The organism is Arthrobacter rhizosphaerae (assembly GCF_023062595.1).
Classification (GTDB): Bacteria; Actinomycetota; Actinomycetes; order Actinomycetales; family Micrococcaceae; genus Arthrobacter; species Arthrobacter rhizosphaerae.
The window spans coordinates 42,561-55,540 of sequence record NZ_JALLAN010000021.1; the positions used below are offsets into that span (position 1 = coordinate 42,561).

General features: G+C 62.4%; 13 protein-coding genes. 7 read left to right on the forward strand and 6 right to left on the reverse strand.

The features are described 5' to 3' along the window. Positions 1-105: 105 nt before the first annotated feature. On the forward strand, positions 106-351 hold the full coding sequence (locus tag MU551_RS21095) for a hypothetical protein (RefSeq protein ID WP_247048518.1): 246 nt from the start codon (positions 106-108) through the stop codon (positions 349-351). A 33-nt stretch (positions 352-384) separates the two neighbouring features. Here MU551_RS21095 and MU551_RS21100 read toward each other — a convergent pair whose 3' ends face one another. The 3 genes from MU551_RS21100 to MU551_RS21110 are packed head-to-tail and all read right to left on the reverse strand — an operon-like array spanning position 385 to position 3,277. Beyond that, positions 385-1,758, reverse strand: a complete 1,374-nt coding sequence (locus MU551_RS21100) for an NAD(P)(+) transhydrogenase (Re/Si-specific) subunit beta (RefSeq protein WP_247048519.1) — start codon at positions 1,756-1,758, stop codon at positions 385-387. Next, a complete protein-coding gene (locus MU551_RS21105) occupies positions 1,755-2,081 on the reverse strand; it encodes an NAD(P) transhydrogenase subunit alpha part 2 (RefSeq protein ID WP_247048520.1) in 327 nt (108 codons plus the stop codon). The genes MU551_RS21100 and MU551_RS21105 overlap by 4 nt, the downstream gene beginning before the upstream one ends. Next, positions 2,081-3,277 carry a Re/Si-specific NAD(P)(+) transhydrogenase subunit alpha gene (locus MU551_RS21110; protein WP_247048557.1) on the reverse strand — a complete coding sequence of 399 codons (1,197 nt, stop codon included), beginning with the start codon at positions 3,275-3,277 and terminating at the stop codon, positions 2,081-2,083. The genes MU551_RS21105 and MU551_RS21110 overlap by 1 nt, the downstream gene beginning before the upstream one ends. A gap of 355 nt (positions 3,278-3,632) precedes the next feature. On the opposite strand from MU551_RS21110, the gene MU551_RS21115 reads away from it, so the two are divergent. The 6 genes from MU551_RS21115 to MU551_RS21140 all read left to right on the forward strand — a co-directional run bounded on the left by MU551_RS21115 (position 3,633) and on the right by MU551_RS21140 (position 10,824). Further along, entirely contained in the window at positions 3,633-4,907 is a 1,275-nt protein-coding gene (locus MU551_RS21115; RefSeq protein WP_247048521.1) for an ABC transporter substrate-binding protein, read from the forward strand. A 66-nt stretch (positions 4,908-4,973) separates the two neighbouring features. Next, the gene (locus MU551_RS21120; protein ID WP_247048522.1) at positions 4,974-5,861 is read left to right on the forward strand and encodes a carbohydrate ABC transporter permease; all 888 of its coding nucleotides are present in this window, start codon (positions 4,974-4,976) and stop codon (positions 5,859-5,861) included. Then, positions 5,861-6,838 carry a carbohydrate ABC transporter permease gene (locus MU551_RS21125; RefSeq protein WP_247048523.1) on the forward strand — a complete coding sequence of 326 codons (978 nt, stop codon included), beginning with the start codon at positions 5,861-5,863 and terminating at the stop codon, positions 6,836-6,838. The genes MU551_RS21120 and MU551_RS21125 overlap by 1 nt, the downstream gene beginning before the upstream one ends. 27 nt (positions 6,839-6,865) lie before the next feature. Next, positions 6,866-8,257 carry a NosD domain-containing protein gene (locus MU551_RS21130; protein WP_247048524.1) on the forward strand — a complete coding sequence of 464 codons (1,392 nt, stop codon included), beginning with the start codon at positions 6,866-6,868 and terminating at the stop codon, positions 8,255-8,257. A gap of 17 nt (positions 8,258-8,274) precedes the next feature. After that, positions 8,275-9,321, forward strand: a complete 1,047-nt coding sequence (locus MU551_RS21135) for a LacI family DNA-binding transcriptional regulator (RefSeq protein WP_247048558.1) — start codon at positions 8,275-8,277, stop codon at positions 9,319-9,321. Between the two features lie 114 nt (positions 9,322-9,435). Continuing rightward, positions 9,436-10,824 (forward strand): glycoside hydrolase family 32 protein, encoded by a 1,389-nt coding sequence (locus MU551_RS21140; protein ID WP_247048525.1) that lies wholly within the window; start codon positions 9,436-9,438, stop codon positions 10,822-10,824. On the opposite strand, the gene MU551_RS21145 is transcribed toward MU551_RS21140, so the two are convergent. Genes MU551_RS21145 through MU551_RS21155 form a run of 3 tightly spaced genes read right to left on the reverse strand, consistent with a single transcriptional unit; the run spans position 10,793 to position 12,977 of the window. Further along, positions 10,793-11,593: an IclR family transcriptional regulator domain-containing protein gene (locus tag MU551_RS21145; protein ID WP_247048526.1), complete on the reverse strand. Its 801-nt coding sequence runs from the start codon at positions 11,591-11,593 to the stop codon at positions 10,793-10,795. The two genes, MU551_RS21140 and MU551_RS21145, sit on opposite strands and share 32 nt — an antisense overlap. A gap of 27 nt (positions 11,594-11,620) precedes the next feature. Then, the gene (locus tag MU551_RS21150; RefSeq protein WP_247048527.1) at positions 11,621-12,316 is read right to left on the reverse strand and encodes a 3-oxoacid CoA-transferase subunit B; all 696 of its coding nucleotides are present in this window, start codon (positions 12,314-12,316) and stop codon (positions 11,621-11,623) included. 1 nt (position 12,317) lies between these two features. Continuing rightward, positions 12,318-12,977 (reverse strand): 3-oxoacid CoA-transferase subunit A, encoded by a 660-nt coding sequence (locus MU551_RS21155; protein ID WP_247048528.1) that lies wholly within the window; start codon positions 12,975-12,977, stop codon positions 12,318-12,320. Positions 12,978-12,980 lie beyond the last annotated feature (3 nt).

The following is a 12,980-nucleotide window of genomic DNA, read 5'->3' on the forward strand; positions in this document are numbered from 1 at the left end:
GGACGGTCCGCCCCTTCCACCCATAGGCTGGCTACGTTAGGGAACACTCCGGCCTGTCCGGGATACTCCTGGGGGCCGCGAAAGCAATGCGGAAGGCGGCGGAGCATGACCGAAGCGGAGAACATTTCAGCAGAGGCCGAGGCGAACAGCAGGGACCCGCATGATTGGGGCCGGGCCATGGCCCGGGCAGTAACGAGGCTTGCTGAACAGCTCGCTCCGGAGGGAAGCGAGGACATCCACGCCTCGGTGGTGGACAGGGAATTGTGCCTCACCATCAGGGACGATCCAGACGGCGTCCTCATCACGCTGTCGACTCAGTTCTCAGGGGAACGTACCAACCACAAGAGCTGAAACGCCCATGCTTGATATAAAGCCTCGTGATTTTTAGAGGCCCTTGACCGCGCCAAGCACCTTGGTGAGGGATTCCTTGGCGTCCCCGAACAGCAGCGTTGTCTGCGGTTCAAACATCAGGTCATTTTCAATGCCGGCAAAGCCAGGGCGCATCGAGCGCTTGAGGAAGACCACTTGGCGCGCATCGGCAACTTCGAGGATGGGCATACCGTAGATCGGCGAGCCGGAGGAGGTCTTGGCGGCCGGGTTAACCACGTCGTTCGCTCCGACCACCAAGGCGACGTCGGCCGTTCTGAACTCCGAGTTGATCTCGCCCATTTCCTTGAGCGACTCGTACGGCACGTTGGCCTCGGCGAGGAGTACGTTCATGTGTCCGGGCATGCGCCCTGCCACCGGGTGGATGGCGAAGTCCACCTGGATGCCCCGGGCCTCGAGCGCCTGGGCCAGTTCCGCAGCTGTGTGCTGTCCCTGGGCAACGGCCAGGCCGTACCCGGGAACGATGATCACGCGCTGCGCGTAGCCCAGCAGCACGGCCACGTCCTCGGCGCTGGAGGACCGCACTGGCCGGTCACTCGCCGTCGTCGAACCCGCCGTCGAACCTCCGCGGAAGGCCCCGAAGAGGATGCCGGCAACGCTTCTGCCCATCGCTGCAGCCATGGCCCGGGTGAGGATAGTACCTGAGGCGCCCACGAGCGTGCCGGCGACGAGGAGAAGCACGTTGCCGAGCACCAGGCCGCTGGCCGCGACAGCGAGGCCGGTGAAGGCGTTCAGGAGCGAAATGACGATGGGAACGTCAGCGCCGCCCACCGGAAGCACCAGCAGGACGCCTGCAGCCAGTCCCAGCACCATCAGTATCAAAGCCAGCGCCAACGAACCGGTCAGAACGACGGCGGTAGCGGCACCCAGCGCTGCGATCAGCACAGCGGCCATCAGCACAGGCAGACCCGGGAACACAATCGGCCGGGTGGTCATGAGCTCCTGCAGCTTGGCAAACGTGATGGCCGAGCCGGCGAAGGAGACGGCACCCACCAGCAAAGTGAAGACTACCGCCAGGCGCACCCAGGATTCCTCGGCATGCCCGAGTTCCAGGAGTGCCACGAGCGCCGCGGCACCGCCGCCCACACCGTTGAAGAGGGCCACGAGCTGGGGCATCTGGGTCATTTGCACGCGACGGGCAACGGGCGCCGCCACAGCTGTGCCGACGGCAATGGCGCCCAGGATCCAGGGCACATTGTCGAGTTTTGCCGAAAAGAAAACAGTGACAACCGCCAGGAGCGCCCCGAAGGCGCCGAGGAGGTTTCCCTGTCTGGCAGTTCGGGGGGAATTGAGGCCCTTGAGCGCGAGGATAAAGAAAACAGCAGCGGCGAGATACAGCAGCGCCGTCCAGACGGGATCGAGGAGGGTCACTTTTGGACCTCCCGGTTTCCTGAACTGGTTTTTTCCAGACCCGGCTTCTTACGGCCGCGGAACATTTCCAGCATGCGGTCCGTCACCACAAAGCCGCCCACCAGGTTGGCTGTGGCCAGGACTACCGCGAGCAGGGCCACCGCGAGCACCCACGGGTCGGCGGCTTGGCCCGCGACGATGATCGCGCCCACCAGGATGATGCCGTGGATGGCGTTGGCCCCGGACATGAGCGGGGTGTGCAGGGTGCTGGAAACCTTGGAAACCACTTCGAAGCCCACAAAAACCGCCAGCACGGTGATGGTGAGCAAACTGATCGGATCCATCAGGACACCCCCTCATTCGGTGCAGCCATATTCGGCGCGGAGGCGTTTTCCATCGCGAGCAGATGCAGCGCTTGGGCGGTGGGCTCGTGCTGCACAACGCCGTCGTGCGTCAGGCAGGACGCTGCCAGGACCTCATCCTCAAAGTGCGGCGCCACAACGCCTTCCTGCGTCATCAGGGCGAGCAGGTTCGCCACATTCTTGGCGTAGAGACGCGACGCGTCTGCCGGCATTGCGGACGCAGCATCCTTCATGCCCACCACGGTGACAGCACCCTGGCCATCTGCGGTTGGAACCTGGAGGTCCTCTCCGGGAACCGATCCCTCCACGTTCCCGCCAGACTCCGCCGCGAGGTCGACGACGACGGAACCCGGGCGCATGCCCTGCACCATTTCCCGGGTCACCAGGAGAGGGGCACGCCGTCCAGGGACTGCCGCCGTCGTTATCAGGACGTCTGACTGGGCAACGTGCGGGGCCAGCAGCTGGCGTTGCAGTGCGCCGCGATCGGCGCTGAGCTCCCGGGCATAGCCGCCGGACGCCTCCGCAGTCTCAAGGTCCAGTTTGATGAACGTGCCTCCCATTGAGGTGACTTCCTCAGCCGAGGAAGGCCGGATGTCGTTGGCCGAAACGCGGGCGCCCAGGCGCTTTGCCGTCCCGATGGCCTGGAGACCGGCCACTCCGACGCCGAGCACCAGCACACGCGCCGGAGGGATCGTTCCAGCGGCGGTCATGTACAGCGGAAAAAAGCGAGGGAAGCGCATTGCTGCCTCAAGCACGCAGCGGTAACCGGCCACCAGGGCCTGGGAAGAGAGGGCGTCCATCGATTGGGCCCGAGAGATGCGGGGCACCAGTTCCAGGGCGAAGGAGGTCACCCCGGCGGCCGCGAGCGCCTGGACGGTGGGAAGCTCCGACGACGGCGAGGCAAGGCCAACCGTGATTGCTCCGGGTTTGAGGCGCTGTGCCGTTGCCGGTTCCAGCGGGCGTACATGGGCGTAGACATCCAGCTCCTGAAGGTTCAGCTCGGGGATGATGTGAGCCCCGGCCTGGCGGTAGTCGTCGTCGCTGTTTCCGGCAGCCGTTCCGGCCCCCGCCTCCACCAGCACCTCAAGGCCAAGACCCGCCAGCTGCTTTACGGTTTCGGGCGTCGCGGCCACCCGCCGCTCTCCGTCCCGGCGTTCGCGCGCTATTCCTAGCTTCACCCGCCACTCCCCTTCCGACGAGTGCAGCGGCGGCTTGCCGGTTCTTCGCCGGTGGGCGATGCCTTGCGGAGCAACACTGCTGCACGTGGTTGGCACGAGTCTATGGCCCCTTGGGTCCGCTTGGTGTGAACAGGCAAGTAATTCCCTCAAATTTGGATTTTGAGGGAATTAGCTGCCGGTTCATTCCGTGGGCCGAGGGTCATCGGCTTTGACGGGACAGTACCAAATGTGACGCTTGACACTCGCCGGAAGGGACGCATACTCTAGGTGCCAAGTCGTTTTACCAAAACGATTTGTCACCGTTCTCCCTCCTCTTCTGAATTTTCCGTTCCCCAGAGAAAGTGAGTCGACAGCGATGTCCACTCGAACAACCATCAACAGGTTTGCCACTATTGGCGGCCTCTGCACAGCCGTAGCACTCACCGCCGCCGGGTGCGGCGCTGGGGGCCCGACGTCGTCGGGCAGCGCTGCCAGCACCGTCAATGTCCTGGTAGAGGCCGGCGGCCACGCGGAGCTGACCGGCGTGGCCGAGCAATGCAAGAAGGACGCCGGGATCGACGTCAACTTCGTCGAACTCCCTTACGACGGCATGTTCAACAGGCTTTCCAGCGAATTCTCCTCCGGCAATGTCTCCTTCGACGTCGCGGCCCTTGACTCCGTCTGGCTGCCCAGCTTCAAGGATGCGGTCCAGCCGATCGATGAACTCTTCACCGACGAGGCCAAAAAGGACATCTTCCCGGCGCTCGTGAAGGAAGCGAACGTGGATGGCCACTTCATTGGCATGCCCGCCTGGACCAACGCCGAGATCATCCTCTACCGCAAGGACCTTTTCGAGGACCCGCAGAACAAGGCCGATTTCAAGGCCAAGTACGGCTACGACCTCGCCGCGCCCACCACATGGAAGCAGTACCAGGAAGTCTCGGAGTTCTTCACGAAGGACGGGATGTATGGAACCGACGTGAAGGGCGGTGTGGAGACCGAATGGCTTGCCCACGTCCTCCAGGCAGGCTCCCCGATGGTGCTGGACGGAAACGACGTCGTCATTGACAATGCAGCACACAAGGAAGCCCTGGACTTCTACACCAGCCTTGCATCGTCTGCCCCTCCGGGCGCGGCACAGGTTGACTGGGCAGCGGCCCAAAATCTGTTCAACCAGGGCAAGACGGCCATGACCCGGTTCTGGGCCCACGCCTACCGCCAGATCCCCAAGGACGCCCCGGTGGCAGGCAAGGTGGGCACAGCGCCGATGATCGGAGGCAGCGCCGGCATAGCAGGAGTTCCCGGCCCCTGGTACCTGACGGTTCCCAAGGCCACGAAGAACACCGAGAACGCCAAGAAGTTCATCAAATGCGCCTACGACCACAACGACCTCGGCATTCAATCCAGCCTTGGCCTGGCCTCGCGCATCTCGGCTTTCGAGAAGTACCAGGACCAGCCCGGTTATGAAAGCTTCGGCCCGCTGATCGAGACCCTCAACGGGAAGGCCACCGGCACGCGCCCGGCGACAGAAAAGTGGCAGCAGATCGTTGACACGGTTTTGGTACCCCTCCTGCAGAAGGCCGTGGCCGGCGGGGACTCCGCTGCCCTCCTGGCCGACGCCAAGAAGCAGATCCAGGACCTCCTTAAGTAAGACCCCGTGGCCGGCACTTGGCTCAACGAGTGCCGGCCGCGGCCCCAACCAGCGGAAGAGAAAACCGTGCGCATCTCCGATCGCCGCTTCGCAATGTTCCTGATGGCCCCGGCGGCTCTGTTCCTCGCAGTATTCGTGGCCTACCCCCTGTTCCGTCTGGTGACGGACAGCTTCTTCAAAATCTCGCCCATGGCCGGAGGGCCCCGCGATTTCGTGGGGCTGGACAACTACTTCCGGGCCTTCGCCTCAGAAGCCTTCATGGGGGCCGGCTGGCGTACACTCGCCTACACCCTTGTGGTGGTCACCCTCGAATTCGCCCTGGGTCTGGGTATGGCCTTGCTGTTCACCATGCTGGGCCGCAATTCCCAGATCTGGCGGACTGTATTCCTGTACCCCCTGATGATTGCCCCCATCGTGGCCGGCCTGCTGTGGAAGTTTCTCATGATCGACAACTTCGGCCTGATCGGGACGCTCCTGCACCAGGCAGGAATTCTGCAAAACCCGAACCAGATCGGCTGGCTTTCGGACCCGAACATCGTGCTCTTCTCGGTGGCGATTCCGGACATCTGGCTCACCACATCGTTTATGTGCCTCGTGCTGTTCGCCGGCCTGCAGAATATCCCCGGAGACCTCATCGAGGCAGCCCGGCTGGACGGGGCGCGGGCCCCGGCCTTGTTGTTCCGTATCATCCTTCCCCTGCTCCGCCCCGTTATCGCCGTCGCCCTCGTAGTGCGGGGTATCGACGCCGCCAGGGCCTTCGACACCATCCTCATTCAGACCAACGGCGGTCCACAGTCCGCCTCGGAAACCATGAGCCTGCTGATCTACCGCACCATGATCCGCTTCGGCGATCCGGGGTTGGCAAGCGCCATGGGCACCATCTACCTGCTGGCCATGCTCGGTGTTGCATTTTTCGCCGTCTCCACCATCTGGCGGCCAGGAAAGGACAACTGATGAGCATTGCAGATTCACGCCTTGGCGGCACCCCGGCAACGGAAACCACTCTCCTACCGGCATCCGGCGCATCCCGGAAGGGTCATGGAAGCCAAACAGCGGCAGGGGGAGGCAAGCGGCGCCGCCCGCGCCACCATGCGGAGGGCCTCGAGGCGGGCAAGCGCAGCACCAGGACCCTGCTCTGGATTCTCCTCGCGATAGCCATGGTGCTGTACGGGTTCCCGTTCCTCTACCTGCTGTTCACCTCTTTCAAGACTCCGATCGACACCATAGCGGTGCCGCCCACGATCCTGCCCAAGGATTGGACACTGGAAAACTACACCAACGCTCTGGGACGCAGCGGGGTGCTCGCCTCATTCATCAACAGCACCCAGACGGCCATCATCAGCACGGCGCTGTCCCTGGTCCTGGCGGTCCCCGCGGCCTATGGGATCACCAGGTACAAGACTCCGAGCGGCCGGGTGTTCATCATGGCTGCGCTGGTGACCCGTATGGTGCCGCCGGTTGCCATCGGCATCCCGCTGGCTTCCATGATGGCGACGGCGGGACTTGCCGATACGCCCATCGCGCTGTCCATTGCGCACACCACCATTTCTCTGCCGCTCTCGATCTGGCTGATGTCCAGCTTCTTTGAGGCCGTGCCGCAGGACCTTGAAGAGGCAGCCACAGTTGACGGCTGCAGCCGGCTCGGCGCGCTCTGGCGGGTTGTCATTCCGGTGGTGTCCGGAGGCATTGCCGTCACCGCAATTTTCGCTTTCCTCGCGTCCTGGAACGAGTTCCTGTTCGCGCTCCTGATGACAGCAATCAGGTCGCAGACCACCCCGGTGGTCATCGCAAACTTCCAGACGCAGTTCGGGCTGGACTGGGGATCCATGACGGCCCTCGCCGCCGTCTATTCGATCCCGGTCATCCTTCTCACCCTTCTCTTGCAGCGCAAGATTGTCGCCGGCATGACGCTTGGCGCCGTCAAGGGCTGAGAAACCACAACACAAGGGGAAGTACCTATGTCAAGCAACAACTGCTACGACGTGACTGCGTGGCCCGTCGGCAATCCGTCCGAGGACGTCGGTGAAGTAATTAACAGCATCATCGCTGACATCAAAGACAGGCAGAACGTCACAGACGCGAACGATGGAGGAAAACCAGGCGCTGTCATCTACATTCCGCCCGGAGACTACCGCCTCCGTACACAGGTGGTGATCGACGTCAGTTTCCTCAGGATCCATGGCTCGGGACACGGCTTTACGTCGTCGAGCATCCGTTTCAACGTTCCCGAAGACGAATGGCCCGACTTACATGAGCTGTGGCCTGGCGGGAGCCGCATTCTCGTCGACATTCCCCTCGATGGAGACGGGGACGAATCCAAGGGAGCCGCCTTCTACGTTGAGCGAAGCGGAAGCCCGCGGATCAGCTCTCTGGAATTCTCCAACTTCTGCATAGACGGGTTGCACTTCAATGCGGACGGCTCCGGTATGCACCCGGAGAACACCTACGTCAACGGCAAGACCGGTATTTATGTCGCTGACGCCAATGACTCATTCCGCATCACCGGAATGGGGTTCGTTTACCTCGAGAACGCACTCACCATCTACAAGGCGGACGCACTTTCCGTTCACAACAACTTCATCGCTGAATGCGGAAGCTGCATCGAGCTGCGCGGGTGGGGACAGGCATCAAAGATCACCGACAACCTGATCGGGGCAGGATTCAAGGGTCACTCGATCTACGCCCAGAACCATGGCGGTCTCCTGATAACCGCGAACAACGTCTTCCCCCGTGGTGCGAGCAGCGTCCACCTCGACGGCGTCACGCGTTCAAGCGTCACCAACAACCGTTTACATTCGTTCTACCCCGGGATGTTGATTCTTGCAGCAAACAGTTCGGAGAACCTCGTGGCCACCAATCATTTCCTGCATGATCATGAGCCCTGGACGCCCTTCCTGGGAGTCGACAACGGACTGAACGACCTCTACGGGCTTCTCAGTATCAGCGGCAGCAACAACTCTGTCATCGGCAATCACTTCTCGGAGATCATCGACTCTGACAGCATCCGGCCGGCAGGCGCGACGCCTGTCATCATCCGGCTGATGGCGGGGGTTGGCAACTTCGTCTCCAATAACCATGTGGTAGCGATGGACGTTCAATCCACGTCAAGTGACTCCTGCTTCTCGGCTCAGGTGGACGCTCTGTTGACCACCGCGGCTTCGGACGGCCTCCCCGTTACGGCCGTCATGGTCGATTCCGAATCAGCTCGGAATACGATCCTTGACTCCGGAAGTGACGCCCAAGTTATCGCAGACAGGGCCGTTAACGCGTTTAGAGCCACACCCACGGTAGGTTTCGAGGCGGAACATCACGAGGGTATGAAAATGAAACAATCGGGCCAGATCAGGTAGATGAGGACGTGGGAGATTTGACCAGCAAAGCCATTAGCATCAAGGACGTGGCCGACGCCGCAGGCGTTTCCGTGACCACTGTCTCCCACGTCCTTAATAACGTCACTTACGCTCGCATCAGTCCGGTTACCCGCGAACGGGTGAAAACAGTCGCTGGAGAACTGGGATACGGGCCCAACCGCTTGGCGCAGGCCCTGCGAACCCAGCGGTCCGGCATGCTCGGATTCATCAGCGAAGAAATCGCCACCACGCCCCATGCCGGACGGATCATCCTGGGTGCGGAGGAGACTGCCCGGCGGCGCGGCTACAACCTCATGATCATCAACACTTCCAGTACCGCCACGGCAGAGTCCCGCAAGGCCGACGTCGCAGCCATGTTGAAGGGACAAGTGGACGGGGTCCTGTATGCCACGATGTACCACCGCAAGCTGGCCGTACCGGACAACCTGAACGGAGTCCCGGCGATCCTCGTGGACTCCGAGGACATCAACCACTCCATCTCCTCTGTGATCCCCGACGAATTCGGAGGGGCCACTGCAGCGGTCAGGACGCTGATCGAGGCCGGTCACGAGCGGATCGGCATGATCAACAACACCGATGATGTCCCCGCAACCCACTCTCGCCTGGAGGCCTTCAGGAGCACCCTCTCGGATGCTGGACTGACTTTCGATCCCTCGCTGGTTGAGGCCGAGCTATCCGAAGTGCCCGGCGGATACCAGGCGACCCTCAGGCTCCTGAACCGGAAGGACCGGCCCACCGCTATCTTTTGCTACAACGACCGCATGGCAATGGGTGCCTACCGGGCGGCAGGAGAACTTGGACTGAAAATTCCTGACGACCTTTCCCTTGTCGGCTTCGACAACCAGGCGCTCATCGCCGAAAACCTCCACCCCGCCCTGACCACGGTCGCGCTCCCGCACTACGAGATGGGGGCATGGGCAACTGAAAACCTCATTGACGCCATCGAGGGCAAAACAGACCTGGCCTTGTTCGCAACCCACCCCACCGTGCTGGGATGCCCGCTTGTAGTGCGGGAATCGGTAGCGGGGCCTCCGCTCCGCTAGCCGCACCCAGCAGTCAGCAAGACCTTCGGACGGCCTCCTTGGACGCCCGACAATCCCTGCATGTCTACATCCAGGGCCAAATGCCCCCGGAGACCAGAAACACGAAGGAACGCCATGACTGAACAAGATCCCCGTCCCCAATTCCACTTCACTGCCGAGGCAGGCTGGATCAATGACCCGCTGGGGCTGACCTGGAAGGACGGGAAGTACCACCTCTTCTACCAATACGTCCCTGGCCGGGACACCTGGGCATCCAACTGCCACTGGGGCCACGCCACCTCGTCGGATCTGGTGAGCTGGTCTGAGAAAGGAATAGCGCTGGCGCCAGGGGACGGCGACGACGGGATCTGGTCCGGATCGATCGCAACTGATACCACAGGCCGTTCAAAGCTCTTCTACACTTCCGTTCAGGAGCCAGGAATCGGAATCGGCACTATCCGCTCGGCAACCCCCGAGGACAACACCTGGAATCGCTGGACGAAGGGCCCTACGGTTCTTTCGGCTCCGAACCTCGGCGTCGTGGCATACCGGGATCCGTTCGTCTTCAGGGACGGAAACAAGTGGCGGATGTTCGTTGGGGCCGGACTCGAAGGCGGAATCGGGGCGGCAATCTCCTACAGTTCACGGGATATGGACTCGTGGGAGCTGGATGGTATCGCCGCCCAACGGCCCGGATCAGAACGGCCCGGTTCAGAACGGGACCGATCCTCAGAAATGGACCAGGCCTGGACCGGAACCATGTGGGAATGCCCGCAACTGTTCGAGATTGACGGTGCCCACGTCCTGGTGACATCGGTATGGGAGGACGATGTCCTCCACTACGTTGCCTACGGCGTCGGGTCTTACAGTGACGGCGTATTCACTGCTCGCGCCTGGAAACAGCTGACGTACGGTTCCGGATACTACGCACCCTCGTTTTTCCGGGACAAGGACGGCAAACCATCCCTGATCTTCTGGATTCGAGGGGTCATCAGCCCGGACAGGAAGTGGGCCAGCGCCCTGAGTATCCCCCACACTCTGACGCTGGAAAACGACACGCTGATTGCCACCCCGCATCAGGATCTGGCAGCGTATGCAGTCCCTGAGAACCACGCCGGAGATGATCCTGAATCCGTGGAAATCATGTGGGTCGGCGGAGCGGATTTCACCTGGATCTCCGGAGAACGAACCGCGATTGATTTCAAGGCTGGCGAAAAGACGGTTGCAACCATCAGACATGCAGGGAACTCGCTCATTCTCGACCTCCCGGACAATGCGGCCTTCAAGGATGTGCGGATTCCCCTCCCCCACGGAGAGCGCATACGAGCCATCATCGACCAAGGGGTGCTGGAAATTTCCACGCGAGGTGGAATGGTGGCTGCGCCGCTGCCTTTCCTCGAAGGCCCGCTCCTGCTGTCGGCAACAGGGCTCCTTCAACCGGCACAATTTAAGACCCTCAAACGCCCGTCTGATGCATCGGTGGCGGGGCTGGTTAGTGCTTCGCCGAAAGGTCTGCCGAGATGAGCTTGGCTGTCTCCACGATCTCCTGGCGCACAGAATCCAGGTAAGCGTCAGGATCGGATTGTCCCGCCACAGCCTGCGCTTGGAGGGAAACGTTGACGGCGGCCACTACCTTGCTGGGACCGTCATACACCGGCGCTGCGACAGACATCAGTCCCACCTCGAGCTCCTGGTCCAGAAGGCACCACCCCTGGGCCCGGACGGTTTCGAGAACCGCCAGCAGTTCCTGCTTGGTTCCAACCGCCCTCGGGGTCAGGGGACTGATTTCGGCTGCCGCCAAGTACTCCTGCAACTTGGCCGGAGGCAGGGCTGCCAGCAGGACCCGGCCCATCGACGTCGCATAGGCCGGGAAGCGTGTGCCCACGGTAATGCCCACATTCATGATCCGGCGGGTGGTGACGCGCGCGATGTAGGCGATGTCCGTCCCGTCCAGGACGGCAGCCGACGTCGACTCCCCCAGCTTGAGGGACAGCTCTTCCAGATGGGGCTGCGCAAGTTGGGGGAGGGACAGCCCGGACAGGTAGGCATAGCCGAGCTGCAGCACCTGAGCAGTGAGCCCGAAGGTCTTGCCGTCGGTGCGCACATATCCCAGCTCCACCAGGGTGTGCAGAAACCTCCGTGCCGTGGCGCGCGTCAGATCCGTGCGCGCTGCCACCTCGGTGAGGGTCATCAGCGGATGGTCGGTGTCGAACGCACGAATGACGGCCAGCCCGCGCGCCAGCGACTGCACGTACTGGTCGCTGGCCTGTGGAGGCGCTGCTTGGTCAATCATGGTTACCAATCCTATTGGCGCGAGGGGTTAGGGTTCGACGGCGGGCGCTGCCTCAGGCGCGACGGGCATGAGCGGGACGGGCACCAGCGCCTGAAGCTCCTCGAACGTACAGCCAAACGTCTCGCGGACTTGAACACCGTTGGGTCCGGTGAGGAACACGGCCATATCGGTATACACCCGGGTCACGCAGCCAACCCCGGTGAGCGGATATGTACAGGTGTCCACGAGCTTGGACGCTCCCTCACGGGTCAGGAGGGTCATCATCACGAAAACGTCCTTGGCGCCGGTGGCCAGATCCATCGCTCCGCCGACTGCCGGAATCGCATCCGGGGCGCCCGTGTGCCAGTTGGCAAGATCCCCCGCGGCAGAGACCTGGAATGCTCCCAGGACACAGATGTCCAGATGCCCGCCCCGCATCATGGCGAACGAGTCGGCATGGTGGAAGTAGGAGGCCCCGGGCAGTTCCGTGACGGGGATCTTGCCGGCGTTGATGAGGTCGCCGTCGATCTGGTCGCCGGTGGCTTCCGGCCCCATCCCCAGCATGCCGTTCTCGGTATGGAGCGTGATGTCCTGCTCAGGCTGGAGGTAGTTGGACACCAGCGTTGGCTGGCCGATCCCCAAATTCACAAAGGATCCCGGCTTGATGTCCCGCGCCACCAGTCGCGCGAGCTCGTCGCGGCCCAGCGGCTTTTCCGCCGTTTGAAGGGAAGTTTCAACAGTCATTTCAGGCCACCTTCACAATGCTGTTCACGTAGATGCCGGGGGTCACAACGTTCTCCGGGTCCAGCCCGCCCACCGGCACGATCTCCGAAACCTGGACCACTGTGTGCTTGGCGGCCGCGGCCATAATAGGCCCGAAGTTGCGGGCAGTTTTGCGGTACACGAGGTTGCCCTTCCCGTCGGCCTTGAGGGCTTTGATGAGGGCGACGTCGGCATGGATGGGCGTCTCGAAAACCTGCCCCCGGCCATCGATGATTCGGGTTTCCTTGCCTTCAGCCAGGATGGTGCCGTAGCCGGTGGGCGTGAAGAAACCGCCGATCCCGGCGCCCGCCGCACGGATTCGCTCGGCCAGGTTCCCCTGCGGTACCAGTTCCAACTCGATCTCGCCGGCCTTGTACTTCGCGTCGAAGTGCCAGGAGTCAGACTGCCGCGGGAAGGAACAGATCATCTTGCGGACCCGGCCCTCCTTGATGAGCAGGGCCAGTCCCTGATCCCCCTGGCCAGCGTTGTTGTTGACCACGGTGAGCTCCTTCGCGCCGCAATCCATCAGGGCGTCGATCAACTCAAACGGCTGCCCGGCGTTGCCGAACCCGCCGATCATCACCGTGGAGCCGTCCTGGATTCCGGCGACGGCCTCTTCAACAGTGTCCATGAAGTTCAACATGTC

Coding starts and splice junctions, on each gene's coding strand:
- MU551_RS21095 (WP_247048518.1), top strand. CDS start 106: ATGACCGAAGCGGAGAACATTTCAGCAGAGGCCGAGGCGAACAGCAGG.
- MU551_RS21105 (WP_247048520.1), bottom strand. CDS start 2,081: ATGGATCCGATCAGTTTGCTCACCATCACCGTGCTGGCGGTTTTTGTG.
- MU551_RS21115 (WP_247048521.1), top strand. CDS start 3,633: ATGTCCACTCGAACAACCATCAACAGGTTTGCCACTATTGGCGGCCTC.
- MU551_RS21125 (WP_247048523.1), top strand. CDS start 5,861: ATGAGCATTGCAGATTCACGCCTTGGCGGCACCCCGGCAACGGAAACC.
- MU551_RS21130 (WP_247048524.1), top strand. CDS start 6,866: ATGTCAAGCAACAACTGCTACGACGTGACTGCGTGGCCCGTCGGCAAT.
- MU551_RS21140 (WP_247048525.1), top strand. CDS start 9,436: ATGACTGAACAAGATCCCCGTCCCCAATTCCACTTCACTGCCGAGGCA.
- MU551_RS21145 (WP_247048526.1), bottom strand. CDS start 11,593: ATGATTGACCAAGCAGCGCCTCCACAGGCCAGCGACCAGTACGTGCAG.
- MU551_RS21150 (WP_247048527.1), bottom strand. CDS start 12,316: ATGACTGTTGAAACTTCCCTTCAAACGGCGGAAAAGCCGCTGGGCCGC.
- MU551_RS21155 (WP_247048528.1), bottom strand. CDS start 12,977: ATGTTGAACTTCATGGACACTGTTGAAGAGGCCGTCGCCGGAATCCAG.